This window comes from Sphingomonas morindae (assembly GCF_023822065.1).
Taxonomy (GTDB): domain Bacteria; phylum Pseudomonadota; class Alphaproteobacteria; order Sphingomonadales; family Sphingomonadaceae; genus Solisphingomonas; species Solisphingomonas morindae.
Window position 1 is genome coordinate 1,380,001 of sequence record NZ_CP084930.1, and the last position, 26,080, is coordinate 1,406,080.

Annotated in this window: 28 protein-coding genes (1 of these 28 cut by a window edge); 11 read left to right on the forward strand and 17 right to left on the reverse strand. The window is 71.2% G+C overall.

Annotated features, from left to right (window positions below; translation table 11 throughout):
- Positions 1-1,031: the 3' portion of a lipopolysaccharide biosynthesis protein gene (locus LHA26_RS06675; RefSeq protein ID WP_252167941.1), read on the forward strand. It extends 451 nt beyond the left edge of the window; only the last 1,031 of its 1,482 coding nucleotides appear in the window; its start codon lies beyond the left edge, outside the window; its stop codon occupies positions 1,029-1,031.
- Between the two features lie 24 nt (positions 1,032-1,055).
- Here the strand turns inward: LHA26_RS06675 and LHA26_RS06680 are convergent, their stop codons facing one another.
- Positions 1,056-1,487, reverse strand: a complete 432-nt coding sequence (locus tag LHA26_RS06680; RefSeq protein WP_252167942.1) for a CBS domain-containing protein — start codon at positions 1,485-1,487, stop codon at positions 1,056-1,058.
- Positions 1,488-1,560: 73 nt separating this feature from the next.
- Here LHA26_RS06680 and LHA26_RS06685 point away from each other — a divergent pair, with 73 nt between their 5' ends.
- Positions 1,561-1,893 (forward strand): hypothetical protein, encoded by a 333-nt coding sequence (locus LHA26_RS06685; protein WP_252167943.1) that lies wholly within the window; start codon positions 1,561-1,563, stop codon positions 1,891-1,893.
- A 34-nt stretch (positions 1,894-1,927) separates the two neighbouring features.
- Here the strand turns inward: LHA26_RS06685 and LHA26_RS06690 are convergent, their stop codons facing one another.
- The 4 genes from LHA26_RS06690 to hisS all read right to left on the reverse strand — a co-directional run bounded on the left by LHA26_RS06690 (position 1,928) and on the right by hisS (position 6,091).
- Positions 1,928-2,641: a DUF4167 domain-containing protein gene (locus LHA26_RS06690; RefSeq protein ID WP_252167944.1), complete on the reverse strand. Its 714-nt coding sequence runs from the start codon at positions 2,639-2,641 to the stop codon at positions 1,928-1,930.
- Positions 2,642-2,944: 303 nt separating this feature from the next.
- Positions 2,945-3,769 carry a peptide chain release factor N(5)-glutamine methyltransferase gene (gene prmC / locus LHA26_RS06695; protein WP_252167945.1) on the reverse strand — a complete coding sequence of 275 codons (825 nt, stop codon included), beginning with the start codon at positions 3,767-3,769 and terminating at the stop codon, positions 2,945-2,947.
- On the reverse strand, positions 3,759-4,835 hold the full coding sequence (prfA, locus tag LHA26_RS06700) for a peptide chain release factor 1 (protein WP_252167946.1): 1,077 nt from the start codon (positions 4,833-4,835) through the stop codon (positions 3,759-3,761). The genes prmC and prfA overlap by 11 nt, the downstream gene beginning before the upstream one ends.
- On the reverse strand, positions 4,835-6,091 hold the full coding sequence (gene hisS / locus LHA26_RS06705; protein ID WP_252167947.1) for a histidine--tRNA ligase: 1,257 nt from the start codon (positions 6,089-6,091) through the stop codon (positions 4,835-4,837). The genes prfA and hisS overlap by 1 nt, the downstream gene beginning before the upstream one ends.
- 106 nt (positions 6,092-6,197) lie before the next feature.
- On the opposite strand from hisS, the gene ppa reads away from it, so the two are divergent.
- Together ppa and LHA26_RS06715 are read left to right on the forward strand one after the other, a co-directional pair.
- Complete coding sequence (ppa, locus tag LHA26_RS06710) at positions 6,198-6,767, forward strand: inorganic diphosphatase (RefSeq protein ID WP_252167948.1); 570 nt, start codon at positions 6,198-6,200, stop codon at positions 6,765-6,767.
- A gap of 124 nt (positions 6,768-6,891) precedes the next feature.
- Positions 6,892-8,820, forward strand: coding sequence for a M61 family metallopeptidase (locus LHA26_RS06715; protein ID WP_252167949.1), 1,929 nt, complete (start codon positions 6,892-6,894; stop codon positions 8,818-8,820).
- A 62-nt stretch (positions 8,821-8,882) separates the two neighbouring features.
- On the opposite strand, the gene LHA26_RS06720 is transcribed toward LHA26_RS06715, so the two are convergent.
- Positions 8,883-9,260, reverse strand: coding sequence for a DMT family transporter (locus tag LHA26_RS06720; RefSeq protein WP_367890742.1), 378 nt, complete (start codon positions 9,258-9,260; stop codon positions 8,883-8,885).
- On the opposite strand from LHA26_RS06720, the gene LHA26_RS06725 reads away from it, so the two are divergent.
- Positions 9,259-9,921: a DUF1345 domain-containing protein gene (locus LHA26_RS06725; protein WP_252167950.1), complete on the forward strand. Its 663-nt coding sequence runs from the start codon at positions 9,259-9,261 to the stop codon at positions 9,919-9,921. The genes LHA26_RS06720 and LHA26_RS06725 overlap by 2 nt on opposite strands.
- Here LHA26_RS06725 and LHA26_RS06730 read toward each other — a convergent pair.
- The 6 genes from LHA26_RS06730 to rpmF form a co-directional block, all read right to left on the reverse strand.
- On the reverse strand, positions 9,899-10,837 hold the full coding sequence (locus LHA26_RS06730) for a hypothetical protein (protein WP_252167951.1): 939 nt from the start codon (positions 10,835-10,837) through the stop codon (positions 9,899-9,901). The two genes, LHA26_RS06725 and LHA26_RS06730, sit on opposite strands and share 23 nt — an antisense overlap.
- Before the next feature lie 23 nt (positions 10,838-10,860).
- Positions 10,861-11,328: a MerR family transcriptional regulator gene (locus LHA26_RS20250; RefSeq protein ID WP_437441237.1), complete on the reverse strand. Its 468-nt coding sequence runs from the start codon at positions 11,326-11,328 to the stop codon at positions 10,861-10,863.
- Between the two features lie 14 nt (positions 11,329-11,342).
- On the reverse strand, positions 11,343-11,642 hold the full coding sequence (locus LHA26_RS06740) for an integration host factor subunit alpha (protein ID WP_252167952.1): 300 nt from the start codon (positions 11,640-11,642) through the stop codon (positions 11,343-11,345).
- Positions 11,643-11,712: 70 nt separating this feature from the next.
- Entirely contained in the window at positions 11,713-12,690 is a 978-nt protein-coding gene (locus LHA26_RS06745) for a beta-ketoacyl-ACP synthase III (protein WP_302898070.1), read from the reverse strand.
- 8 nt (positions 12,691-12,698) lie between these two features.
- Complete coding sequence (plsX, locus tag LHA26_RS06750) at positions 12,699-13,748, reverse strand: phosphate acyltransferase PlsX (protein WP_302898050.1); 1,050 nt, start codon at positions 13,746-13,748, stop codon at positions 12,699-12,701.
- Positions 13,749-13,774: 26 nt separating this feature from the next.
- The gene (gene rpmF, locus LHA26_RS06755; protein WP_252167954.1) at positions 13,775-13,954 is read right to left on the reverse strand and encodes a 50S ribosomal protein L32; all 180 of its coding nucleotides are present in this window, start codon (positions 13,952-13,954) and stop codon (positions 13,775-13,777) included.
- A 195-nt stretch (positions 13,955-14,149) separates the two neighbouring features.
- Here rpmF and LHA26_RS06760 point away from each other — a divergent pair, with 195 nt between their 5' ends.
- Complete coding sequence (locus LHA26_RS06760; RefSeq protein ID WP_252167955.1) at positions 14,150-14,566, forward strand: MAPEG family protein; 417 nt, start codon at positions 14,150-14,152, stop codon at positions 14,564-14,566.
- 22 nt (positions 14,567-14,588) lie between these two features.
- Here LHA26_RS06760 and LHA26_RS06765 read toward each other — a convergent pair whose 3' ends face one another.
- A complete protein-coding gene (locus LHA26_RS06765; protein WP_302898051.1) occupies positions 14,589-15,263 on the reverse strand; it encodes an MBL fold metallo-hydrolase in 675 nt (224 codons plus the stop codon).
- Between the two features lie 81 nt (positions 15,264-15,344).
- On the opposite strand from LHA26_RS06765, the gene pabB reads away from it, so the two are divergent.
- On the forward strand, positions 15,345-17,105 hold the full coding sequence (pabB, locus tag LHA26_RS06770) for an aminodeoxychorismate synthase component I (RefSeq protein WP_252167956.1): 1,761 nt from the start codon (positions 15,345-15,347) through the stop codon (positions 17,103-17,105).
- Positions 17,106-17,154: 49 nt separating this feature from the next.
- Positions 17,155-18,357 (forward strand): pyridoxal phosphate-dependent aminotransferase, encoded by a 1,203-nt coding sequence (locus LHA26_RS06775; protein WP_252167957.1) that lies wholly within the window; start codon positions 17,155-17,157, stop codon positions 18,355-18,357.
- 6 nt (positions 18,358-18,363) lie between these two features.
- Here LHA26_RS06775 and LHA26_RS06780 read toward each other — a convergent pair whose 3' ends face one another.
- Together LHA26_RS06780 and LHA26_RS06785 are read right to left on the reverse strand one after the other, a co-directional pair.
- Positions 18,364-19,251, reverse strand: a complete 888-nt coding sequence (locus tag LHA26_RS06780; RefSeq protein ID WP_252167958.1) for a S1/P1 nuclease — start codon at positions 19,249-19,251, stop codon at positions 18,364-18,366.
- 56 nt (positions 19,252-19,307) lie between these two features.
- Positions 19,308-20,219, reverse strand: a complete 912-nt coding sequence (locus LHA26_RS06785) for an isoaspartyl peptidase/L-asparaginase family protein (RefSeq protein ID WP_252167959.1) — start codon at positions 20,217-20,219, stop codon at positions 19,308-19,310.
- A 75-nt stretch (positions 20,220-20,294) separates the two neighbouring features.
- Here LHA26_RS06785 and ispG point away from each other — a divergent pair, with 75 nt between their 5' ends.
- Entirely contained in the window at positions 20,295-21,422 is a 1,128-nt protein-coding gene (ispG, locus tag LHA26_RS06790) for a flavodoxin-dependent (E)-4-hydroxy-3-methylbut-2-enyl-diphosphate synthase (protein WP_252167960.1), read from the forward strand.
- Complete coding sequence (locus tag LHA26_RS06795; RefSeq protein WP_252167961.1) at positions 21,419-21,913, forward strand: GNAT family N-acetyltransferase; 495 nt, start codon at positions 21,419-21,421, stop codon at positions 21,911-21,913. Before ispG ends, LHA26_RS06795 begins: the two co-directional genes overlap by 4 nt.
- On the opposite strand, the gene LHA26_RS06800 is transcribed toward LHA26_RS06795, so the two are convergent.
- Both LHA26_RS06800 and LHA26_RS06805 read right to left on the reverse strand, forming a co-directional pair.
- Positions 21,910-22,458 (reverse strand): SixA phosphatase family protein, encoded by a 549-nt coding sequence (locus LHA26_RS06800; protein WP_252167962.1) that lies wholly within the window; start codon positions 22,456-22,458, stop codon positions 21,910-21,912. The two genes, LHA26_RS06795 and LHA26_RS06800, sit on opposite strands and share 4 nt — an antisense overlap.
- Positions 22,459-22,475: 17 nt before the next feature.
- The gene (locus LHA26_RS06805) at positions 22,476-25,181 is read right to left on the reverse strand and encodes an ATP-dependent DNA helicase (RefSeq protein ID WP_252167963.1); all 2,706 of its coding nucleotides are present in this window, start codon (positions 25,179-25,181) and stop codon (positions 22,476-22,478) included.
- A gap of 108 nt (positions 25,182-25,289) precedes the next feature.
- Between LHA26_RS06805 and LHA26_RS06810 the strand changes: the two genes are divergently transcribed.
- On the forward strand, positions 25,290-26,057 hold the full coding sequence (locus LHA26_RS06810) for an SPFH domain-containing protein (protein WP_252167964.1): 768 nt from the start codon (positions 25,290-25,292) through the stop codon (positions 26,055-26,057).
- Positions 26,058-26,080 lie beyond the last annotated feature (23 nt).

The following is a 26,080-nucleotide window of genomic DNA, read 5'->3' on the forward strand; positions in this document are numbered from 1 at the left end:
TCGACTTCCGCACCCAGGGCCGCGCCAATCTGGTGGCGGCGGCGGCGGGCGCGATCACCGCGCCGCTGTGTGCGCTCGCCGGGTTCGGCGTCTGGACGCTGGTCGCGGCGCCGCTCGCCCTGTTCGGAACGCGCGCGCTGATGCTGGGGCTGCTCGGCCGCTGGTGGATCCGCCCGCGCTTCGCCATCGCCGGCGCGGGCGATCTGCTCGCCTATGGCGGCACGGTGCTGGTGAGCGACATTCTCTGGTTCGTCCAGAACCAAGCCGATATCGTGATCGCCGGCCGGCATTTCGGCGCGGCGGCGCTCGGCTGCTATTCCGAGGGCCTGTTCCTCACCCAGCTTCTCGTCAACAAGTTCGTGCCCGCGCTCAACGAGGTCGCCTTTCCCAGCTATGCCCGGCTCCAGGCCGAGCAGGGCGCGGTGGGGGAGAGTTTCGCGCGCGCGGCGGGCGCGATCATGCTGGTGGCGCTGCCCTGCTATGCCGGGCTGGCGGCGACGGCGGCGCCGCTGATCCTGGCGGTGATGGGCCCGCGCTGGGCGGACGCGATCCCGATCGTGCGCGTGCTCGCGCTCGCCATGCCCTTTGTGACGCTGCACATCCTCTACCCGCCCGCGACCAACGCGCTGGGCCGCCCCGGCATTGCCGCGCGCGCCACCGCGGCCGGCGCGGTGCTGCTGCCGCTCGCCTTTCTGGTCGGCGTGCGCTTCGGGCCGGTCGGCATGGCGGCGGCGTGGCTGGCGACGATGCCGGTGCTGCTCGCCATCTCCACCTATTTGTCGCTGCCGGTGCTGGCGCTGCCGGCGCGCCGGCTGGGCGCGCAGATCCTGCCGCCGTTGCTGGCGGCGACGCTGATGGGGCTCGCGGTGGCGCTGGCCGATCGGCTGCTGCCCGCGCTCGGGCCCTGGCCGAGGCTGGGCCTGCTCGTGGCGTTGGGCGTCCTGAGCTATGGCGCGCTCGCCTGGCTGGTGGCGCGGCCGGTGGTGAGGACCGCCTTCGCCATGGTGCGCGGGCGCGGCGCGGCGGCCTGAGCGCCCGCGCGACCGGCGCGCCGCCTAATTGCCCGCGATATAGTGACGCATCGCCTCGGCTTCGGCCTCGATCCGGTCGATCCGCAGCTTGACCAGATCGCCGATCGAGATGAAGCCGACCAGCGCCTCCCCCTCGATCACGGGCAGGTGCCGGATGCGGCGGTTGGTCATCACCGCCAGCGCCGAAAGCAAGGGCGTGGTGGGGCTTACCGTCACCACCGGGCTCGTCATCACCTCGCCCACGCTGCGCGCGAGCAGGGCGGCGCCCTCGCGCGCCAGGCCATAGATGATATCGCGTTCCGAGATGATGCCGCTCACCCGGCCGACCTCGTCCAGCACCGGCATCGCGCCGATCCGCTGCTCGGCCAGCCGCGCCACCACCTCGGCGACGCGCTCATCGGCACGCGCCGATAGGATGGACTTGCCTTTCCGCTCCAAAATCGCTGCGACCGTCATCGCCGCCTCCTCTCGTCCACCGGTCTGGCGCCGGCGCGGCGATGATCCCATGTATGGCGACGGAAGGAAAGCCATGGCCGATCCTGAACCTGCCCCGCCACGGCCCGGCATCGCGAGCCAGGCGGCCTGGGCGCGCTATCGCCGCATCATGCGCGGCATGACCGCGCTCGCCCTGGTCTGCGTGCTGGTCGCGCTGGGGGTGCTGCGCGCGAGCGGGCCGCTGCATCTGCACGAGGCGATCGCCACCGCGCTCGGCGTCTTCTTCACGGTGCTGGTGGGCACCGGCCTGATGAGCCTCGCCTTCCTCTCCTCGGGCAGCGGGCACGACGCCGCCGCCGGCGCGGTCTTCACTCCCGAACGCCCGACGCGCAAACGCCGCCGTCCCGGCTGGGACGACGGCGTCTGAATTCGCTTCCGCGCCGGAGCGCGGGCGCGGCGGCTCAGGCGGCGGCGACGCTGTCGCCACCCTCCTTCACCACGCGGCGGGTACGGCGCTTCTTGGGCGCAGGCTCGTCCCCGCCCTCGCCGGGCGCCTCGGCGGCGGCATGGCCGTTGGCGAGCGGCGGCGTCTGCGGCTCGGCCTCGGAGAAAGCGGGCGGCAACCGGTCCATCTCGAGCCGGGGCTGCTCGTCGCCGCCCTCGGGGCGACGGCTGCGGCGGCCACGGCGGTTGCGACGCGCCTCGCCTTCCTCGCTCGTGTCGGCGGCGATCGGCGCCTCGGCGCCATTGGCCGCCGGCGCGGCGACGGGCTCCGGTGCCGGCTCGTAGCGACGATCGGCGCGGGGTTCGCGGCGCGCCGGCGCGGGCCGCTCGAACTCGCCCTCCTCGCCGTCATTATCGTCGCGATCGCCATCGTCATAATCGAAATCGTCGCGCGGACGGCGCTGCTGGTTCTGCTCCTCGAAGCGCTGCCGGCTCTCGCCCAGAACGCGGAAATAATGATCGGCGAACTGCAGATAATATTCGGTCATCACGCGATCGCCCTGCATCTGGGCGTCGCGCGCGAGATTCTTGTACTTCTCGTGAAGCTGGGCGGCGTTGCCGCGCGCCCGGTTATCGATCCGATTGCCCCGGTCCGAGCCATTACCCGCGCCGTTACGCACCTGCGGGCCGCCGCGGCCACGGCGGCGGCCGTTCTGCCGATTGTTGATCAACGTCTGCTGGTCCTCGTCACTGGTGGACTAAGCTCACCGCTCCTGCCGGAAATCCCCTCCGGCTCACCCTCCGGAACATCCGGACGGTCGGTTTCGCCGATCGCACAGCGTGCGCAGGGCCATCCGGGAGCCGGAACTCCCAGCCCGCGTCCCGCCGGGGTGGCGGCCGCCAAAGGCTACGGCTTGGGGTCGGGGCGCGCCATGTGCGCGAAAAACACCTCGCGCAGACATCGGCCACTCGCTGACCCCCGATGCCCCATGTAGTGTGGGAAGGTTACGAAACCAAGCACATTCTCGCGAAAATCAACCTGTGATGGCAAGGCAGCGGGCATGTCCGGCGAGATCGTGACGCACCGCCACGCTCAGGCCCTGCGCCCGCGCCAGCGCCGCCACGGCATCCGCTTGGGACCAGCCGATTTCCACGCAGGCGACCCCGGCCGGCGCCAGCTGCGCCGGGAGCAGCGGCAGCAGCGCGCGATAGGCGTCCAGCCCGTCTTCCCCGGCGAACAGCGCGCCGTGCGGCTCATGCTCCACCACGTCGCGGGGCAGGGTCTCGCCCGTGCCGATATAGGGCGGGTTGCACAGGATGAGATCGAACCGATCGCCCGTGCCGCTCCAGTCGCCGGCGCGGATCTCGGCGCGCGCGGAGAGGCCGAGCGCGGCGGCATTGGCGGCGGCGGTGGCGAGCGCCGCCTCGGCGCGATCGATCCCGACGCCGCGCGCGGCCGGCCAGTGGCGCAGCGCCGCCAGCAGCAGCGCGCCCGAGCCGGTGCCGAGATCGAGGATGGTGCGCGGCCCGGCGCTTCCCGCGAAATGCGCGATCGCGGCTTCGATCAGCGTCTCGCTGTCCGGCCGCGGGATCAGCACGCCCGGCCCCACCGCCAGGTGCATGTCCCAGAAATCGCGGCCGCCCACGATATAGGCGATCGGCTCGCCGGCGGCGCGCCGGGCGAGCCGCGCGGCGAAGCCGTCGGGCACCGGTCCGTCCGCGCCGAGGAGCAGCGTCTCGCGCTCGATGCCGAGCGCGTCGGCCATCAGCAGCTCGGCGTCGAGCCGGGGCGTGGCGCTGCATGCGGCGAGCTGGGCGGCGGCGCGGCGCAGTGCGGCGCGGCGCCCCTCAGCCGGCATCCAGCGCGGCGAGCCGGCCCGCCTCGTCCTCGGCGATGAGCGCGCCGATCAGCTCGTCCATCTGCCCCTCCAGGATTTCGGGAAGGCGGTGGAGGGTGAGGCCGATGCGATGATCGGTCACGCGGCCCTGGGGAAAATTATAGGTGCGGATCCGCTCCGAGCGATCGCCCGAACCGACCATGGAGCGGCGCGCGCCGGCCCGCTCGGAGGCGAGCCGCTCGCGCTCCAGCTCGTACAGCCGTGCGCGCAGCACCTTCATCGCCTTGGCCTTGTTCTTGTGCTGGCTCTTCTCGTCCTGCTGGCTCACCACCAGGCCCGAGGGCAGATGGGTGATGCGCACCGCGGAATCGGTGGTGTTGACCGATTGGCCGCCCGGCCCGGACGAGCGGAACACATCGATGCGCAGATCCTTGTCGTCGATCTGCACGTCCACATCCTCGGCCTCGGGCAGCACCGCCACCGTCGCCGCCGAGGTGTGGATGCGGCCGCCGCTCTCGGTCACGGGCACGCGCTGCACGCGGTGCACCCCGCTCTCGAACTTCAGCCGGGCGAACACGCCCTGGCCGGTGACGCTGGCGACCACTTCCTTGAAGCCGCCCAGCTCGGCCGCGCTGGCCGAGATCAGCTCCACCCGCCAGCCATGCTGCTCGGCATAGCGGCCATACATGCGGAACAGATCGCCCGCGAACAGGGCGGCCTCGTCGCCCCCGGTCCCGGCGCGGATCTCGAGTATGGCCGAACGCTGGTCCGCCGCGTCGCGCGGCAACAGGCTGAGCGCGAGCTGGCGCTCGGCATCGGGCAGGCGCTCGCGCAGCGCCGCCGCTTCCTCGGCCGCCATGGCGCGGATCTCGGGATCGGGATCGCCGTCCATGCCGGCCAGCACCGCCAGCTCGGCGCGCAGCCGGCGCACCTCGGCGGCGGCCACCGCGACCGGCTCGATCTCGGCATAATCGCGCGACAGCTGAACGAATTGCTCGGCGGCGAGGTCGCCGCGCGCCATGGCGGCGGCCAGCTCGTCGCGCCGCGCCTCGATCGCGGCGATCCGCTCCGACGTGATCGTAACCATCAGCCGCGCGTCTCGAGCCCGACCCATTCGGCCAGGCGATCCAGCGGCACCGCCGCCTGCTCGCCGGTGTCGAGCCGTTTCACCGCCGCCTCGCCGCGCGCCAGCTCGTCCTCGCCGAGGATGACGGCGAAGCGCGCGCCGGCGGCGTCCGCCTTCTGCATGCGCCGCTTCATATTGCCCTTATACGCCATGTCGCAGGCCAGACCCGCGCGGCGCAGCGCGGCGAGGATGCCGCCCGCCGCCGCCTCGCCCGCCGCGCCCATCGGCACCACCGCCACGTCGATCCCCGGCGCGGCCGGCGCGTCGATCAGCATCGCCAGCCGCTCGATCCCCGCCGCCCAGCCGACGCCCGGCGTGGCCGGGCCACCCAGCGCCTCGATCAGCCCGTCATAGCGGCCGCCCGCCAGCACCGTGCCCTGCGCGCCCAGCCGATCGGTCACGAACTCAAAGGCGGTATGGCGATAATAATCGAGCCCGCGCACCAGCCGCGCATTGCGCGTCCAGGCGACACCGGCCGCGTCCAGCCCGCGCGTCACCGTCTCGAAGAAGAGCGCCGCCTCGTCAGTCAGGAAGCCGTCGATACCGGGCGCCGAGTCCGCCACGGGGCGGTCGCGCGGGTCCTTGGAATCGAGGATGCGCAGCGGGTTCTTCTCCAGCCGGACCAGGCTCTCCTCCGAAAGCTGGTCGCGATGCGCGGCGAAATGGGCGACCAGCGCCGCGCGCCAGGCATCGCGGGTCGGCTGGTCGCCGAGCGTGTTGAGCTCCAGCGTCACCCCCGCGATGCCGAGCGTGCGCAGCAACTGATCGGCCATAGCGAGCAGCTCGATGTCCGCCTGCGGCTCGGCCGCGCCGATGATCTCGGCGTCGATCTGATGAAATTGCCGGTAGCGTCCCTTTTGGGGACGCTCATAGCGGAAGACCGGGCCGTGCGTGGCGAGCTTGAGCGGCACGAATTGCTGCCAGCCTTCGCTCAGAAAGGCGCGCGCGAGGCCGGCGGTGAATTCCGGCCGCAGCGTGATGGAGTCGCCCCCGCGATCAGTGAAGCTGTACATCTCCTTGGAGACGACGTCGGTGGTTTCGCCGATGGAGCGGGCGAAAACCGCGGTTTGCTCGATCACCGGCACCGCCACCGGCGCGAAACCGTAGAGGCGCGAAACCTGGGCGAAGGCGGTCGTCACGGCCTGGTGCCGGCGTACCGCCTCGCCCAGCAGATCCTGCGTGCCACGAATGGGGTGGGGAATATCGGCCCGGCTCATAGCGGCGGCGTCCTAAAGGAAAATATGGAACGGGAAAATAGCTTCGCACATGCACAAAAGAGCCGCTTGTCCGGCCCCCGCCCGGCAAGCTATGTCCGGCAGCGCTATGAACATCGATCTCATCCCCATCGGGACCAACCCGCCCCACGAGCTCAACGTCATCATCGAGGTGCCGGTCGGCGGCGAGCCGGTGAAATATGAGTTCGACAAGAAGTCCGGCGCGCTGTTCGTCGACCGGATCCTCCACACGCCGATGCGCTACCCGGCCAATTACGGCTTCGTGCCGCACACCCTCTCGCCCGATGGCGACCCGCTCGACGCGCTCGTCGTCGCGCGCTCGCCCTTCATCCCGGGCTCGGTGGTGCGCGTGCGGCCGGTCGCCGTGCTCAAGCTCGAGGACGAGGCCGGCGGCGACGAGAAGCTGCTCGCCGTGCCGGCGGACGCCACCTTCCCTTATTATTCCAAGGTCGGCGAGCGTAACGATCTGCCCGAGATCGTGATGCAGCAGATCGAGCATTTCTTCACCCACTACAAGGATCTCGAGCCGAAGAAGTGGGTGCGCGTCGGCTCGTGGGGCGATGCCGAGGAAGCGCGCCGCATCGTCGTCGAGGCGATCGAACTGGCCGCCAAGAAGCGCGCCGAACACGGCACCGACGCCGGCGTGAAGCAACTCTGATCCGGCGCCCGGCGCGCCGCTATATGTAGAATCCGAAATATGTGAAATCTGACCGCCGCGCTCTGGACCTGGGGCGCGGCGGACGGCATCCCTGGCTGATAACCGCCAGGGAGACCCCCGACAGATGACCCGCTTCGCCCGTGCGCTCGCCAGCGCCGCGCTCTTCGCTCTCGCCGCGCCGCTCGCGGCCCAACAGCCCGCCACCAACAGCCTGCCCCAGCCGCTGCCGATCCCGGATACGATCCCGGCGGCGCAGGATACGCCCTATCCCGGCACCATCCGCCTGGCGGTCGACGCCAGCGACACCAGCCAGGGCATCTTCAAGGTGCGCGAGACGATCCCCGTCGCCGCCGCCGGGCCGCTGGTGCTGCTCTACCCGCAATGGATCCCCGGCACCCACAGCCCCACCGGGCCGATCTCCAAGCTGGCGGGGCTGCGCTTCACCGGCAACGGCCAGGTCATCCCGTGGACGCGCGACAAATACGATGTCTATGCCTTCCATCTCGACGTGCCCGCGGGCGTGACGAGCGTCGAGGCCGTGTTCGACTATCTCTCGCCGACCGATGACAATCAGGGCGGGCTGGTGATGACCCCGGACATGCTCAACCTGGATTGGAGCGCCATGTCGCTCTACCCGGCGGGCCATTTCGTCCGCCGCATCCTGGTGAGCCCAAGCGTCTCCTACCCCGCCGGCTGGAAGTCGGCGAGCGCGCTGATCCCGGGCCTGTCGGGCGACAAGGTCGCCTATCCCACGGTGGATTACGAGACGCTGGTCGATTCGCCCGCCATGGCCGGCCGCTATGCCCGGTCCGAGCCGCTCTCGCCCAAGGTCAATCTGAACATCATCGCCGATCGCCCGGACCAGCTGGTGATCAAGCCGGAGCAGCTCAAGCCGCATAAGGAGCTGGTCGTGCAGGCGCGCAAGCTGTTCGGCGCCGAGCATTACGATCATTACGACTTCCTCTTCTGGCTGTCCGACACGATGGGCGGCCAGGGGCTGGAGCATCACCGCTCCTCGGAAGACGGCGTCGACGGCGATTATTTCACCGATTGGGATGGCGCGATCCGCGATCGCAACCTGCTGCCGCACGAATATACCCATAGCTGGGACGGCAAATTCCGGCGCGGCGCCGATCTCTGGACGCCCGATTACCGCCAGCCCATGGGCGACAGCCTGCTCTGGGTCTATGAGGGCCAGACCCAATATTGGGGCTATATCCTCCAGGCGCGCTCGGGCCTCGTCAGCAAGGCCGATACGCTGGATCAGCTCGCCGCCACCGCCGCCTATTACCAGAACTCGCCCGCCAAGACGTGGCGCACGGTGGTGGATACCACCAATGATCCCACCATGTCGCAGCGCCGCCCGCTCGGCTGGCGCAACTATCAATGGTCGGAAGATTATTACGAGGCCGGCAAGCTGGTGTGGCTCGATGCGGACCAGCTGATCCGCGAGAAGACCGGGGGCAAGAAATCGCTCGACGATTTCGCACGGCTCTTCTTCGGCATGCGCGATGGCGATTGGGGCGTGCTCACCTATCGCTTCGAGGATGTCGTCGATACGCTCAACAAGGTCATGCCCTATGATTGGGCGAGCTTCCTGAAGGAGCGCATCTATGCGGTGCGCGATCAGGCGCCGCTCGATTGGATCACGCGCGGCGGCTATAAGCTCGTCTATACCGATACGCCGGGGGCGGCCTGGAAGGCCGGCGAAACCCGCCGCAAGATGAAGGATTTCAGCTACTCGATCGGGTTCGCCGTGGGCCGCGAGGGCCGGCTCGCCTCGGTCGCCTGGGATAGCCCCGCCTTCAAGGCCGGCCTCACCCAGGGCACCAAGCTGCTGGCGGTGAACGGCCACAGCTATGACGACGACCAGCTCAAGGTGGCGATCGTCGCGGCGCAGACCAGCAAGGCGCCAATCCGCTTCGTGATCCTGCAGAATGATCAGGTCCGCACGATCGACATCCCTTATGCGGGCGGCCTGCGCTACCCGCATCTGGAAAAGACCGGCAAGGGCGAGGGCGGCCTCGACAAGCTGCTCGCCCCCAAGGCCTGATCCACCCCGCCCGCGCGCCTGTGCCGGCGCGCGGGCGGCCCCGCGGCGCGCGCGCCGCCACCTCAGCCCGCCAGGCGCAGCCCCGCGACGCAGGCGATCAGGCCCGCGATCAGCGCCATCCGCGCGGCGCCCAGCGGTTCGCCGAAGCAGAGCGCGCCCACCAGCACCGTGCCCAGCGCGCCGATCCCGCCCCACACCGCATAGGCGGTGCCCATCGGGATGGTGCGCGCCGCCCATTCCAGCGCGCCCATGCTCAGCGTCACCGAGGCGAGGAAGCCGGCGGTCCAGCCGATATTGCGGAACCCATCCACGAAGCGCAGGCAGGTGGTGAAGCCGACTTCGCCCAGCCCCCCGATGATGAGCAGCACCCAGGCCATCGTCCAACTCCTGACGAAATTGTCACATGCGCCGGCCGCGCCGCCGCCTATGCTCGCCGCCATGGCATCCCCCTCCTCGCTCGGCAATCGCATCGCCCCCGCGCGCTTCCTCGTCTTCTTCGCGCAGCTGGTGGTGCTGGCGCCGCTGCTCACGCCGTGGATGGGCGGCCGGCATGCGGTGATGGCGGCGTTCGATGCCAGCGCGGCGCTGTTCCTGCTCTCGCTCTGGCCGCTGTTCCGCGATGGCCGGCCCAAGGGGATGCGCGCCCACGCCGCCGCCAACGATGCCAATCGCGCGCTGCTGCTGGCGATCACCGTGTCCGTCACGCTGGTCATCCTGATCGCGATCGGCTCCGAGCTGGCCGATCGCCACGGCCTGCGCCCGGCCACCATCACGCTGCTGATCGCCACGCTCGCCTGTGCCTGGCTGTTCGCCAACACCGTCTATGCGCTGCATTACGCGCACATCTACTACAGCCAGGGCGATACCGACGGGGATGGCAGCGAGGAGGATCTCGGCGGGCTCGACTTTCCCAAGACGCAGGAGCCCGGCTACTGGGATTTCCTCTATTTCGCCTTCACGCTCGGCATGACCTTCCAGACATCGGACACCCAGCTCACCACCACCAAGATGCGCATCGTGGTGGTCTTCCACTGCCTCGCCGCCTTCGTCTTCAATCTCGGCGTGGTCGCCTTCACCGTCAACGTTCTGGGGAGCAGCTGAGCGCGGCGATCGCGGCGGCGGTGCGGCGGCGATATTCGCCGCGCGCATAGCGGTGGGTGCCGACGAAATGGAGGAAGCGCGCGTCCGGCGCGACCGGCTCGGCCCAGTAATTGCTGTAGCGGGCATAGGGCAGCAGCACGGGATCGGCGCTGTTGGCGATCAGGAAATTGGAAGCGACCTGCTCGCTGCCCCAGCGCGCCCAGCTCGCCGCGCCGACCACCGCCTCGGCGGCGCGGCTGAACCGCTCCGCCGCCTCGGCGCCGAAGCCGCCCCGCGCGAAGCCGGCAAAGCCCGCGCAGCCCCGCACATAGCGCGCGTCGCGCCAATCGGGCAGGCGATCCCAATTGCTCTCGATCGCGCGCTGGACATGCGCCGGCCCGCGCGGATCGACCCCGCCCTGCGGATGATAGGCGGCCAGAAAGCCGGGCAAATCGAGCAGGCCGTGCCGCTCCACCCCGGCATCGCCGAGCAGGGTGAAGCTGCGATTGGCGGCGATCGCCGCCGCCACCTCCGGCACCGGCCCGAGCGTCACCGTGTCCGAATCGAGCTGGACGACATAATGGTCGCCGGTGCGGCCGAGCAGCGCCAGCAGCCGCTCCCAGCAGCCGCCCTGCGGGCACGCGCCGCGCGCCACCGCGGCGATCGGGACTATCTCCGCGCCGCCGCACTGCCGGTCCAGCAGCGCGCGATCGGCGGCGGTGAGGCTGCCATCGTCGAGCAGCACCACCCGCCCGCGGCCGAGCGCGGCATGGAGCGATTTCACGGCCACCAGATAGGGCAGCACCACCCGCGTGCCGATCATGGAGAAGAGCAGCACGCCATCGTCACGCGCGGCGATCGGCGGCGCGGCCAGCACCCGGCGCGCCGTCCAGCGATGGCGACGCGCCTCCACGGCGCGGAAAAGGCGGGCGATCATGCGCCCGGCCTAAGGCGCAGGGGTTAAGATATGCTGGCCCCGCTCGGCTCGTCCGCGAGCAGGCCCGCGAGCAGATCGCGAATCGCGCGCAGCTCGTCGAGCAGCGGATCGGGCGCGGCGGACGCGGGCGAGCCCGGCTGCGGAGCGGCGGACGCGGACGGCGCGGGTGGAGCGGTCGCCGCATGCCCGTTGGCGCCGGCGCCGCCACCCTCCGGCGCGGGCGCAGACGTAGGCGTAAGCGTGGGCGGGGCGGGCGCGTCGGCGAGCAGCTTCTGCACGCCGCGCACCGTATAGCCCTGCTCGCCCAGCAGCGACTGGATATGGCGCGCCAGCGCCACGTCCTCGGGCCGGTAGTAGCGGCGGTTGCCGGCGCGGGTCAGCGGCTTGAGCTGCGGGAACCGGGTTTCCCAATAGCGCAGCACATGCTGGGGCACACCCAGCGCCGCCGACACCTCACCGATGGTTTTGAAGGCCGTGTCAGACTTGGTCACGTCCCTCGCAACGCTCAGCCCGCGCGCGCGATCCGATCCCGCAACATGGTGGAGGCGCGGAAGGTAAGCACGCGGCGCGGCGCGATCGGCACCTCGACGCCGGTCTTGGGATTGCGGCCCACCCGCTCGCCCTTGTCGCGCAGCACGAAGGTGCCGAATCCCGAGATTTTCACATTCTCGCCCTTGGCCAGGGCTTCGCACATATGGGCGAGCACGCGCTCCACCATCCCGGCCGAATCGGCCCGCGACAGGCCCACTTCGGAATGAATACGATCGGCGATGTCCGCCCGTGTCAGCGTTCCAACTTCTGCCACACCCTTCCCCCTGGTTACGGAGATTAGCTTTTAACGCGGGGATTTCCGGGATGAAAAGACCGTAAGACTATCAATATCGTATGATCGCGGCGCCCCAGGTGAAGCCGCCGCCCATCGCCTCCAGCGCGAGGATCTGGCCCGGCTGCACGCGCCCGTCGCGCACCGCCGCGTCCAGCGCCAGCGGCACCGAGGCGGCCGAGGTGTTGGCGTGGCGATCCACCGTCATCACCACCCGATCCGGCGAAAGCGCGAGTTTCCGGGCGGTTGCCTCAAGGATCCGGGCATTGGCCTGATGCGGCACCAGCCAGTCGATCGCGTCGGCGGCAAGGCCGATCTCGTCCAGCACCTCGCCCAGCACGGCGGCGAGATTGACGACCGCGTGCCGGAACACCTCGCGTCCCTTCATCCGCAGCTTGCCCACCGTCCCGGTGGTGGACGGGCCGCCATCGACATAGAGCAGGCCATTGTGCCGGCCATCGGCGTGCAGCCGGGTGGCGAGCACGCCGCGCGCCTCGGCGGGGTCGGCCGGCTCCATCGCCGCCGAAAGCACCACCGCGCCCGCGCCGTCGCCGAACAGCACGCAGGTGGCGCGGTCCTCCCAATCGAGGATGCGGCTGAACGTCTCGGCGCCGATCACCAGCGCGTGACGGAAGCCGCCGCCGCGAATCATGCTGTCGGCCACCGTCAGCGCGTAGAGAAAGCCCGAGCAGACCGCCGCCACGTCGAACGCGACGCAATCGTCGATGCCGAGCAAGGTCTGCACCTTGGTGGCGGTGGCCGGGAAGGTCTGGTCCGGCGTGGCGGTGGCCAGCACGATCAGATCGATCGACTCGGGCGCCAGCCCCGCCGCCGCCAGCGCGGCCCGCGCGGCCTCGGCGCCCAGCGTCGCCGTGGTCTCGCCCTCGCCGGCGATGTAGCGCGCGCTGATGCCGGTGCGCTCGACGATCCACTCGTCGCTCGTGTCCACCCGCTGCGCCAGTTCCGCATTGGTCACCCGCCGCGCCGGCAGCGCCGATCCGGTTCCACTCAGCACGGCGCGGCGAATCAGGGCGTCGGTCATTGCGCGGGGATCGCCTCGCTGGGGGTGGCGGCGCGGTAGACATCCAGATCGCGCGCGATGCGCCGCACGAGATCCTCGCGCGCGAGCTTGGCCGCGAGCGCCACCGCATTGGCCACGCCCTTGGCGTCGGCGCCGCCATGGCTCTTCACGACAATGCCATTAAGCCCCAGAAAAATGGCACCATTATGGTTATTCGGATCCAGATGCACCTTGAGCAGGTGCAGCGCCGGCCGCGACAGCAGGAAGCCCAGCTTGGAGCGGAGCGAACTGGTGAAGGAGCGGCGCAGCAGATCGGTGACGAACCGCGCCGTGCCTTCCGCCGTCTTGAGCGCAATATTGCCCGAAAAGCCATCCGACACGATGACATCGACCTCGCCGCGCGAAAGCCGGTCGCCCTCGATGAAGCCGCTGAAGCTGAGCGGCAGCGGGCCGGCGGCGCGCAGCGCGGCGGCGGCGTCCTTCAGCTCCTCGGTGCCCTTCAGCTCTTCCGTGCCGATATTGAGCAGCGCCACGCGAGGCGTCGGCAATTCCATCGCGGTGCGCGCATAGGCCGCGCCCATCAGCGCGAACTCGATCAGATTGCGGGCGTCGCACTCGGTATTGGCGCCGAGATCGAGCATCACCACGTCGTTGGCGCCGAAGGTCGGCAGCAGCGCGGCGAGCGCGGGCCGATCGATCCCCGGCATCGTCCTGAGCGCGAGCTTGGCCATGGCCATCAGCGCGCCGGTATTGCCGGCGGACACGGCGGCGCTGGCGCGCCCCTCCTTCACGGCGGCGATGGCGAGCCCCATCGAGCTGGTCTTGGCGCGCCGGATCGCCTGGCTCGGCTTGTCGTCGCCCAGGATGCGGTCGGGCGCGTGTTCGATCTCGCAGGCGTGCGCGAGCGACCGGTGCCGATCAAGCTCGGCCCGGATCGCCGGCTCGTCGCCGACCAGCAGGAAGCGCAAGGACGGATCGGCGCTCAGCGCCCGGGAGACCCCGGCGAGCATGATGGCCGCGCCACGATCTCCGCCCATCGCGTCGATGGCGATTCGCGGCGTGTCCACGCCCCGTCCTTTCGCAGTGACGCCGATCAGGCTTCGACCGAGACGATCTCGCGCCCGTTATAGTGGCCGCAGGCGTTGCACAGATTGTGCGGACGCTTCAGCTCGCCGCAATTCGGGCATTCCTGGAAGGACTCCACGGTCAGCGCGTGGTGGCTGCGACGCATGTTGCGCCGCGAGGGCGAGGTCTTTCGCTTGGGGACGGCCATCTCGGCACCTATTCTGATCTACACAAGGATGCGGGGCCGATATGCCACCGAACGTGCCCGGGGCTCCCACCCACGGATTCGCAGGCAGCCGGCCTCGACGCGAAGCGCGGCCTATAGCGATTTCGGCCGCTGTTGCAAGCGCGCGTGCGCCATGCGAGCGAGACGCTCCCTCCTCCTCCTGATCGGAGCCCGTCCATGCTGCCCGTCTCGCTCACTCTGGCCGCCGCCTTGGGCCTGCTCAGCCTCTGGCTCGCCTTCCGCCTCTCGCGGATGCGCATGGCGGGCAAGGTGATGATCGGCGATGGCGGCGATCCGCGCCTCGCGGCCCGCATGCGCGCCCATGCCAATTTCGTGGAATACAGCCCCTTCGTCCTCGCCCTGGTGGTACTGATCGAGCTTGCCGGCGCGCCCCGCCGCGCCTTGTGGCTGGTCGCCGCGCTGTATGTGGTGGCGCGCGTCGCCCACGCCTTCGGCATGGACAATCCGCGCCGCAACGCCGCCCGCGCCGGCGGCGCGCTGGTCACCTGGCTGGTCCTGCTCGGCCTGTCGCTCTGGGCGATCGTCATCGCCAGCCACGCCCCCGGCGCCACCGGCCATGTGACGCTGTTCTGAGCCGCAGGCGGCCGCCGCCACCTCAGCCGGCGGCCGCCGCCAGAACGTGATCGGCCACGAAGGGATTGCTGCGCCGCTCGATCCCGAAGCGCGAGGCCTGGCCATGGCCGGGCACGAACACCGTATCGTCGCCGAGCGGCCAGAGCTTGCCCGTGATCGACGCGATCAGCGCGTCATGATCGGACCGGGGAAAGTCGGTCCGTCCGATCGAGCCCTGGAACAGCACGTCGCCGACCTGGGCGAAGCGCGATTCGGGATGGTGGAAGATGACATGGCCGGGGGTGTGGCCCGGCGTGTGGTAGACGTCGAGCGTCAGCGCGCCCACCGTCACCTGATCGCCATCCTCCAGCCAGCGATCGGGCTCGAACACCCGGCCTTCCAGCCCGAAGCCGCGCGAATCATCCTCGAGCCGCGCGATCCAGAAGCGATCCTCCTCCTGCGGCCCTTCGATCGGCACGCCCCGTTCGGCGGCGAACACGCCCGCCAGCCCGCAATGGTCGATATGGCCGTGGGTGAGGAGGATCTTCTCCAGCGTCACGCCATGCTGCGCGATCGCCGCCGCGATGCGATCGAGATCGCCGCCGGGGTCGATCACCGCCGCGCGCCGGGTGGCGGTGCACCAGATCAGCGTGGCGTTCTGCTGAAAGGCCGTCACCGGGATCACGGCGGCGCGCAAGGGGGGCTCGATCTCGCTCATCCGTCAGACGATGGGGGAGCGCGCCGGCCCGCGCAAGCGCGCAGGCTTGCGGCGGCCGGCCCGATCGCGGCAGGAGGCGCCATGCTCGATCCCGCCTCCTGCTTCGTCCTGCTCGATGATGCCAGCGGCCCCGATGCCGCGCCGGCGCGGCTCTACCAGCATCCGCGCGACCAGGTGATCGCCCACGCGCCGGAGGAGATCCCGGCTGCGCTCGCCCGGCTGCGCGCCGCGCGCCACGCCGGCCTGCATGCCGCCGGCTATTGCGCCTATGAGGCGGGCCCCTTCGGCGACGGCGCCGCCCGCCCGGGCGACGGCGCGCCGCTGCTCTGGTTCGGCCTGTTCGACGGCTATCGCACGATCGCGTCCGACGCCGTGCCCGCGCTGCTGCCGGATGGCGCCGGCGCCTGGGCGAGCCCGCCCGCCCCGCTGATCGATCGCGACGCCTATATCGCCGCCGTGGCGCGCATCCAGGCCTGGATCGCGGCGGGCGACATCTATCAGGCGAACCTCACCTTCGCCGCCGCGCTGCGGATCGTCGGCGATCCGCTGGCGCTCTATGCGCGCATCCGGCGCCACGCCGCCGCCGGCTGGGGCGGGATCATCCGCGACGGGACCGAGCGGCTGATCCTGTCCTTCTCGCCCGAACTCTTCTTCCGGCTCGACCAGGGCCGGATCACCGCCCGGCCGATGAAGGGCACGGCGCCGCGCGGCGTCGATGCGGCGTCCGACGCCGAGGCCGCCCGCGCGCTGGCGCGCGATCCCAAGCAGCGCGCCGAGAATCTCATGATCGTCGATCTGCTGCGCAACGATCTCGCGCGGGTGGCGGTGCCGGGCAGCGTGGCGGTGCCGGCGCTGTTCACCGTGGAACGTTATCCCACGCTCCACCAGCTCACCTCCACCGTCACCGCCGCGCTGGCGCCGGGCCTCGACGCGGTGGCGGTGCTCGAGGCGGCCTTTCCCTGCGGCTCGATCACCGGCGCGCCCAAGCTGCGCGCCATCGCCCTCACGCAGGAGGTGGAGTCCGCCCCGCGCGGCCTCTATACCGGCGCGATCGGCCGGATCGACGCCGATGGCGACGCCGCCTTCAATGTCGCCATCCGCACGCTGGTGGTGACGGGGGAAGCGGCGCGCCTGGGCCTGGGTTCGGGTATCGTCGCCGATTCGCACGGGGCCGCCGAATGGCGCGAGTGCCGCGCCAAGGGAGAATTTGTGAGCCGCGCCTGCCCGCCTTTCGACCTTCTCGAAACCATGCGCTTCGATCCGTTCGACGGGCTGCTCGAAACCGAGCGCCATCTCGCGCGGCTCAAGGCCTCGGCCGAGGCGCTAGGCTTCGCGGTGGATCGTCACGCGGTGCGCAACGAGCTTCAGGCCGCCACCTTCCGCCTGCGCGAGCCGGCGCGGGTGCGCGTGCGCGCCGCGCCGAGCGGGCGGGTGGCGATCGAGGTCCGGGCGCTGCCCGCCACCCCCGCCGCGCCGGTCGCGGTGGCGATCGTGCCGCTGCCCGTCGCGCCCGAGGATTTCCGGCTGCGGCACAAGACCAGCGCCCGCGATTTCTACGACGAGGCGCGCCGCGCCGCCGGCTGTTTCGAGGTGGTGTTCGCGCGGAGCGATGGCTGGCTCACCGAGGGCAGCTTCACCTCGCTGTTCGTCGAGCGCGACGGCCGGCTGCTCACGCCCCCGCTCGCGCACGGGCTGCTGCCCGGCATTCTGCGCCAGGCCTTGCTCGAGTCCGGCCGCGCGATCGAGGCGCCGCTGCGCGCCGAGGATCTGCGCGATGGATTCTTGCTCGGCAACGCCGTGCGAGGATTGATTCAGGCACGGTTGAACGATCGGGCGCCATGAGGCTATAGGCGCGCCCGCGTCTCCCGCCTTCATGGAAAGTGTCTGTCCCATGCGAACCACGTCGCTCGCGCTCGGCCGCATCGCGCCCTCCCCCACGCTCGCCATGACGTCGCGCGTGCTGGATCTGAAGCGTCAGGGGGTCGATGTGATCGGCCTCAGCGCCGGCGAACCGGATTTCGACACGCCGGACTACGTGAAGGCCGCCGCGATCGAGGCGATCCAGGCCGGCAAGACCAAATACACCAATGTCGACGGCACCGCCGAGCTTAAGGCCGCCATCGCCGCCAAGTTCGAGCGCGACAATGGCCTGCGCTTCACCGCCGATCAGATCAGCGTCAATGTCGGCGGGAAGCACACCCTGTTCAACGCGCTCGTCGCCACCATCGACGCGGGCGACGAGGTCGTCATCCCCGCGCCCTATTGGGTGAGCTATCCGGATATCGTCCAGTTCGCGGGCGGCGTGCCGGTGTTCGTCCCCGCCGGCGCCGATCGCGCCTACAAGATCACCCCCGAGCAGCTGGACGCGGCGATCACGCCGCGCACCCGCTGGGTGATCCTCAACTCGCCCTCCAATCCCACCGGCGCCGCCTATAACGAGGCCGAGCTAGCGGCGCTGGGCGAGGTGATCGCGCGGCATCCGCAGGTCTTCGTCCTGTCCGACGATATCTACGAGCATGTCGTCTACGACGATTTCCGCTTCACCACGCTCGCCCAGCTCCGCCCCGATCTGGCCGACCGGATCCTGACGGTGAACGGCTGTTCCAAGGCCTATGCGATGACCGGCTGGCGGATCGGCTATGCGGGCGGCCCGGCCTGGCTCATCAAGGCCATGGCCAAGCTCCAGTCGCAATCCACCTCCAATCCCTGCTCGATCGCCCAGGCGGCGGCGGTGGCGGCGCTGAACGGTCCGCAGGATTTCCTCGCGGAGCGAAACGCCGCCTTCAAGCGGCGGCGCGACATGGTGGTGGCGCGGCTCAACGCCATTCCCGGCATCAGCTGCCCGACGCCCGAGGGCGCCTTCTACGTCTATCCCGACGTGTCCGGCGTGATCGGCAAGACCGCGCCCGACGGCACGCGGATCGAGAATGACGCCGTGCTGGCCGATCAGCTGCTCGCCGCCGGCCGCGTCGCGGTGGTGCACGGCGCCGCCTTCGGGCTCGAGCCGGCCTTCCGCATCAGCTACGCCACCTCGGACGAGGCGCTGGCCAGCGCCTGCGATCGCATCGCGGAATTCTGCACCGCGCTGCGCTGAGCCGGCTCAGCCGCCGCGGCGGCGCGGCGGCACCCGGCCCGCCACCGCCGCGTCGAGCATCGCCGCGAGGCGGAGGCCGCCCTTCGCGATCTGCGCCCGCACCAGCGGCGTGAGGCGCTGGATCGCGGCCTCGTCGAGATGGCCCGGGCCGGGCTGCGCCGGGCAGGCGGGCGCGCCGCCGCTCGCGCTGGGATAGACGGTGTCGCGCGCGATCCCCCAGCTTTCGCGCGCCCAGTCGAGCGGGCGGCCGGCCACCACCGCCGCCCGCTCGGCCGGCGGCACGGCCGAGAGCAGCCCCGCCACGCCGGCCGGCGGCGTCGTCAGCGCGCGCTCGGCGAGCAGCCCGTCCCAAATCGAATGGAGGTTGCTCGGCACGCGACCGTACAGCGCCTTGGCTTTGTTGCCGCCCTGATCGCCGTCGCGCTCGGCGGCATGCAGCGGCTGGTGCAGATCGCCGACGAGATGGACCAGGAAGATCAGCGCCATCAGCCGCTCGCGCGGGTTGAGCGTGCGATCCGCGAGCAGCCGCTGGTTGCGCTCGATCTGCGCGGTCACGCACTGGCCGCCGGGGCAGGTGCCGCGCTCGGTGAAGGCGGTGCAGACGTCGAAATCCTGATAGTGCCAGGCATAGGCGTAGCTGAACCGGTCCCCCAGCGTCTTCACGCAGTCCGGCCAGGTCGAAGCCTGGGCGAGCGTGCGCGCCGGACAGGTCGGCGTGTCGAGCCGGCGGGACTGCGCCAGCAGCCGCTGCAGCGCGGCGCGCGTGGCGGGGCGGATCTGCGCCCAGGCGATCCGCGCCACCATCTGGTGGCCATAATCCCACCAGGCCGCCGCCGGCGAAAGCGGCAGCAGGGCAAGCAGCAGGGCGAGCAGCGCGGATCGGATGCGAATCATGTCGCGCCCTCTACTGGATTGATCCCGCGCCACAATGCCAGCGCTGCAACAGAGGCTCAGCGATAGATGGCGATTTCGGCGGGCGTATCGGCCGCGATCCGGCCGCGATACATGCCGGGCGTGTTGAACCGCCAGCACGCCTCGCCTCTGGGCGTGACGAGGATGAAGCCGCCCTTGCCGCCGAGCTGGCCCAGCTCGGCCAGCACCGCGTCCGCCGCCGCGTCCGGGGTGGCGCCGGCGAGCCGCAGCCGCGCGCACAGTTCGTGGGCAAGGCCCATGCGGATGAAATGTTCGCCCGATCCCGTGCAGGAAATCGCGGCGGCGCGATCATCGGCGTAGGTGCCGGCGCCGATCAGCGGCGAATCGCCGATCCGGCCCCAGCGCTTGGCGGTGAGGCCGCCGGTCGAGGTGGCCGCCGCGACATGGCCGGCGGAGTCGCGCGCCACCGCGCCGACCGTGCCGTATTTCATGCCCGAATCGAACGGCAGGTCGGGCCGCGCCTTGATCTCGTCGAGCTGGCGCCGGCGCTCGGGCGTGGCGAACCAGTCCGGCGGCGCCTGTTCGGCCCCGCGCGCCCTGGAAAAGGCGTCGGCGCCCGCGCCGGCCAGCAGCACATGCGGCGTATCGCGCATCACCGCGCGCGCCAGGCTGACGGGATTGCGGGTGGCGGTCAGCCCGGCGGCGGCGCCGGCGCGGCGATCCCGCCCGTCCATGATCGCCGCGTCGCACTCGATGCCGCCCTCCCAGGTGAAGACGGAGCCGCGCCCGGCGTTGAAATGCGGATCATCCTCCAGCACCCGGACCGCCGCCTCGACCGCGTCCACGGCGCTGCCGCCCGCCTCTAGCAGCGCGGCGGCGGCGGCCAGCGCGGCCCGCAGCCCGGCGGCGGCGCCCTGCTCCTCCGCGGCGCTGAGCCGGCCGGGCGCCATCGCCCCGGAACCGCCATGGATCATCACCGTCCAAGCCATCGCTCTCGTCCACCCGCTTACTTTACGCCGTGCGAGCGCCTATAGAGGCGCGGAGAGCAACCGTTAAGGCATCCCATGTCGCTTCGTCCTTGGCGTGACATCACGCGCCGCCAGAGCCGCCAGATCATGGTCGGGAACGTCCCCGTCGGCGGCGATGCGCCGATCACGGTGCAGACCATGACCAACACGCCCACGCCGGACATCCGCGCCACGGTGGACCAGATCCGCCGCTGCGAGGAAGCGGGCGCGGATATCATCCGCGTGTCGTGCCCGGACGAGGAAAGCTCGGCCGCGCTGCGCCAGATCACGCGCGCCGCCCGCGTGCCGATCGTGGCGGATATCCACTTTCACTATAAGCGCGCGCTCGAGGCGGCCGATAACGGCGCGGCCTGCCTGCGGATCAATCCCGGCAATATCGGTTCGGCCGCGCGCGTGGCCGAGGTGGTGCGCGCCGCCAAGGCCAATGGCTGCTCGATCCGGATCGGCGTCAATGCCGGCAGCCTCGAGAAGGATCTGCTCGAAAAATATGGCGAGCCCTGCCCCGAGGCGCTGGTGGAAAGCGCGCTCGATCACATCAAGCTGCTGCAGGACGCCGATTTCCACGAATATAAGGTGGCGGTGAAGGCATCCGACCTGTTTCTCGCCGTGGCCGCCTATCAGCAGCTCGCCGAGGCGGTGGATTGCCCGCTGCACCTCGGCATCACCGAGGCCGGGGGCCTGATCGGCGGCACGGTCAAATCCGCGATCGGCATTGGATCGCTGCTCTGGTTCGGCATTGGCGATACGATCCGCGTCTCGCTCTCGGCGGAGCCCGAGGAGGAGGTGCGCGTCGGCTACGAGATGCTCAAGGCGCTGGGCATCCGCACGCGCGGCGTGCGCGTCGTCTCCTGCCCGTCCTGCGCGCGCCAGGGCTTCGACGTGATCCGCACCGTGGAGGCGCTGGAATCGCGGCTCCAGCACATTTCCACGCCGATCTCGCTCTCGGTGCTGGGCTGTGTCGTCAACGGCCCCGGCGAGGCGCGCGAGACGGATATCGGCGTCACCGGCGGCGGCAATGGCAAGCACATGATCTATCTCTCGGGCGTGACCGATCACACGATCGGCGACGAGGCGATGATCGATCATGTCGTCAAGCTGGTCGAGGCCAAGGCCGCCGAGATCGAGGCCGCCAGCGCGGCGGCGACGGCCCAGGCCGCCGAATGAGCGTGCACGTCCGGCGCGCGGCGCCGGAGGATGTGCCCGCCTTGCTCGGCCTCGTCCGCGCGCTCGCCGCCTATGAGCGCGCGCCGGACGCGGTGGAAGCCGATGCCGCGGCGCTCGATCGCGCGCTGTTCGGCGCGACCGCCCACGCCCATGCGCTGGTCGCCGAACGGCATGGCCGCGTCGTCGGCATGGCCATCTGGTTTCTCAGCTTCTCCACCTGGACGGGGCGCCCCGGCCTCTATCTCGAGGATCTTTTCGTCGAGCCCGAGGCGCGCGGCCTCGGGCTGGGCCGCGCGCTGTTCGCGGCGCTGGCGCGGGAGGCGGTGGCGCGCGGCTGCGCGCGGATGGACTGGGCGGTGCTCGACTGGAACCGCCCCGCCATGGATTTCTACGAGCGGCTCGGCGCCGCGCCCAAGGCCGAATGGCAGGGCTGGCGGCTGGAGGGCGCGGCGCTGCGCGCCTGCGCGGCGGACGGTGGCGCCGCCGCCTAGCCGCGTTCCGGGCCGAGCGTCGGATCGAGATCGCGCGGGCGGACGAAGCGGATCAGCTGGCCCCCGCCCGGCGCCACCGCGCTCCACCGATCGGCCTCGAAATGCAGCTCGGCGATCGCGGCGGTGGGATATTTATCCTCCACCGAACCGCGCGTCGCCAGCTCCTCCTCGCCGCCGGCGCCGGCCAGCAGCAGAACCAGCTCCTCGATCCCGGGATTATGCGCCGCGATCATCAGCGTCTCGACGCCATCATCGGCCTCCTGGATCGCCTCGAGCAGCGTCTGCGCGGTGGCGAGATAGAGGCGGCGGTCCCAGGCGGGGGTGATCCGCCGGCCATAGCCGTCCGCCATCGCGTCCAGCGTCTCGGCCACGCGCACCGCCGGCGAGGCCAGCACCGCATCGAAGACCAGCCCCAGCGTCCGCATATGACGGCCCATGGTGGCGGCGGCGCGGCGGCCCTTGGCGTTCAGCCCGCGATCGAAATCGCGCATGGTCGGCTGGTCCCAGCCGGATTTGGCGTGGCGGAAGGTGATCAGACGCTTCATGCCGCGCTCCCCGCCGCTCAATCTCCGGAGGCCTGATGCCCGATGGCGACCGGCTTGGGAAGGCCGCTCGCCACCCGCGCCACCACCTCGTCGAGCGGGAGGCGCCGGATCGGCACGCCGGCGGGAAAGGCGGTGAGCAGCCGCGAGGGGGTGGCGGAGGAGAGCAGGACGAACTGGCCGCGATCGCGCGCCGAGCGGATCAGCCGGCCAAAGCCCTGCGCCAGCCGCGCCCGCACCACCTCGTCGTCATAGCTGCCGCCGCCGCCGGCGGCGCGCCGCGCGGCGTGCAGCACCGTCGGCCGCGGCCAGGGCACCTGCTCCATCACCACCAGCCGCAGCGATTCGCCGGGCACGTCGATGCCGTCGCGCAGCGCATCGGTGCCGAGCAGCGAGGCGCGCGGATCGTCGCGGAACATGTCGACCAGCGTGCCCGTGTCGATCGGATCGACATGCTGCGCGAAGAGCGGCAGCCCCTCGCGCGCGAGCCGGTCCGCGATCCGCGCATAGACGGCCTTGAGCCGCGCGATCGCGGTGAACAGTCCGAGCGCGCCACCGCCGCTCGCCGCGATCAGGCGGAAATAGGCATGGGCGAGCGCCACCGGATCGCCGCGCGGCACGTCGGTGGCGATCAGCACCTCGGCGGCGGCGGCATAGTCGAACGGGCTCGCCACCGCGAACCGTTCCACCGGCGCGTCGAGATGGCGCACGCCGGTGCGCGCCTCGGCATGATCCCAGCCGCCGCTGCCGGTGAGCGTCGCCGATGTCACCAGCACGCCCTGCGCCGGCGCGAGCACCGCGGCGGCGAGCGGCCGGCCCGGATCCAGCCAGCGGCGATGCACGCCGATGTCGAATTCGCGGCCTTCCACCCGATCCACCGCCAGCCAGTCGACGAAATCGGGATCGGGCGCGCCGCCCAGCCGGCCGAGCAGCGCGATCCACGCCGCCAGGGTCCGCGCGCGCTGCGCCAGCCCCGCCGCCGCGCCCTCGATCCGCGCCCGCGCCGGCCCGTCCAGCCAATCGGGCGCTTCCTCCAGCACCGCCAGCAGCCGGCCGCCCAGCGCCACCATCGGCCGCATCAGCTGCTCCAGCGCCGCCGACGCGGCGGTGGCGGCCTCAATCACCGGCCCGTCGAGCGCGGCGACCTCGGTCTCGATGCCATAGCCGGCATCGGCGGCGGTGGCGCGGGCCAGCACCACCTGCCGCACCGCGCCGAGCAGCGCCTCGATCGGGCCGCGCGGCGCGCCTTCCGCCAGCCGGCCGAGCCATTGGTCGGCGGGCAGCGCCTCGGCCGCCTGGATGATCGCGTCGAGCGCCGCCGCGCCCGCCTCGTCATAGGAGACGACATCGGCGAGCCGCGCCGCCAGCCCGCGCCGCCGCCCGCGCGAGGCGCGCTCCGGCCCCACGATCCAGCGGCGCAGCTCGATCCCCTCCTGCCCGGTCAGCGCCGCCGCGAAGGTCGAATCGGCGGCGTCGTGGAGATGATGGCCCTCGTCGAAGATGATCCGCCCGAGCGCGCGCCCCTCGTCGCGCCGGCGTTCCGCCAGCAGCATCACCAGCGCATGGTTGGCGATCACGATGTCCGCCTCCTCGGCGCGGCGGATCGAGCGCTCGATGAAGCAGCGGCGATAATGGGGGCAGCCGGCATAGACGCATTCGCCGCGCCGGTCGGTCAGCGCGGTGGCGCCGGCGCGCCGGAACAGGCTGGGCAGCCAGCCGGGCAGATCGCCGCCCACCATATCGCCGTCGCGCGTATAGGCCGCCCAGCGCGCCACCAGCTGCGCCAGCACCGCCGCGCGCCCGGCGAAGCCGCCATAGAGCGCGTCTTCCAGGTTGAGGAGGCAGAGATAATTCTCGCGCCCCTTGCGCACCGCCACCTTGGCGTGGCGCGCCGCCGGATCGGGGAAGAGCCGGTGCGTCTCCTTGTCGAGCTGGCGCTGGAGCGCGCGCGTATAGGTGGAGACCCAGACGCTGCCCGACGCCGCCTCGGCCCAGAGCCCGGCGGGCGCGAGATAGCCCAGCGTCTTGCCGATGCCGGTGCCCGCCTCCGCGAGCAGCAGCCGCGGCCGGCCCTCGGCCGCGCGCGGCGCGAAGGCATGGACCGCCGCCGCCGCATAGGCCTGCTGCCCCGGCCGCGCCTCGGCACCCTGGCCGGTGAGGCGGGTGAGCGCCGCCTGCGCCTGATCGGGCGTGATCACCACGCTGCGCGGCTGCGGGCGCGGCGCCGCCTCCTCCCATTCGGGCAGCCGCGCGAACAGCCCGCGCTCGCTGCGCTCGGGCATGGTGAGCCGGGCGAGCAGCTGCTGCGCCCAGGGCCAGCGCAGCCGCGCCAGCGCCTGCGCGACCGTCCAGGCGCCGTCGCGCTCGGGCCAGTCGGCCGCGCCGGTACGGGCCAGCAGCGCATCGGCGATGTCGAGCAGCGTGGCGGCGGCGACATCGTCGCCGGCCGGCGGCGCGAGCCCGAGCATGCGCGCCAGGCCCGCCGGCGTCGGCACCGCGAAGCGGGCGGGATGCACGAAGGCGAACAGCTCGAGCAGATCGAGCCCGGACAATTCGGCATAGCCCAGGCGCTGGCCGACCAGAGGCGCGTTGAGCAGCACCAGCGGCTGCTCGGCGGCACGCGCGATCGCCTCGCCGCGCGCCAGCGGCCGCACCGGCGCGCCACGCTCGGCCAGCCAGATGCCGCCATGGGTGGCGTGGAGCGCGGCGGAAACAGGAGGAAGCATCGGCCGCCGCTATAGCGCGGTCGCGAACGAAAGGAAAACGCGGAAGCCGCATCGCGGCCCTGCCACAGGGCTGCTATAAGACCATCATCCCTGATCGAGGCGTGCGCCATGTCGATGCTCCTGCCCTTTGCCGTGCCCCTGATCCTGCTGCTGATCGCCGCGCTGAAAAGCTTCGGCATCAACCAGGAATATGAACGTGCCGTGGTGTTCCGGCTCGGCCGGGTGATCGAGCCCAAGGGGCCCGGCTGGTATTGGCTCGTGCCCTTCATCGATCGCGCGCAGCGGATCGACACGCGCACCATCACGGTCGCGCTCGATACGCAGGAAACGGTGACGCGCGACGGCGTGCCGGTGCGCGTCAATGCCGTGCTCTGGTTCCGCGCCACCAATCCGGTGCGCGTGCTGACCGTGGTGGAGCAATGGCAGCGCGCGGTGCTCCAGGCGGCTGAGACCGGCCTGCGCGACGCCATCGGCCAGTCCGATCTCGACCAGCTGCTCAAGGATCGCAGCGCCATCAACGAGCGGCTGATGGGCATGCTGGGCCGCGCGGTGGCGCAATGGGGCGTCGCGATCGACGCGGTCGAGATCAAGGATCTCGACATTCCCGAGGCGATGCAGCGCGCGATCGCGCGCGAGGCCGAGGCGATCCGCGAGAAGCGCGCGCGGATCATCAAGGCCGAGGGCGAGCGCGAGGCGGCGCAGACGCTGGCCGATGCCGCCGCCACCATCGGCACGAGCAGCGGCGCGCTCGAGCTGCGCCGCCTGCAGACACTGAGCGAGATCGGCGTGGAGCATAACAGCACCGTCATCGCGCTGCTCCCGGTCGAGCTGCTGGAGGCCGCCAAGGCGATCGGCACCCGCGCCAGCGGCGGCTAAGTCCGGGAAAGCTTGCGGATTGC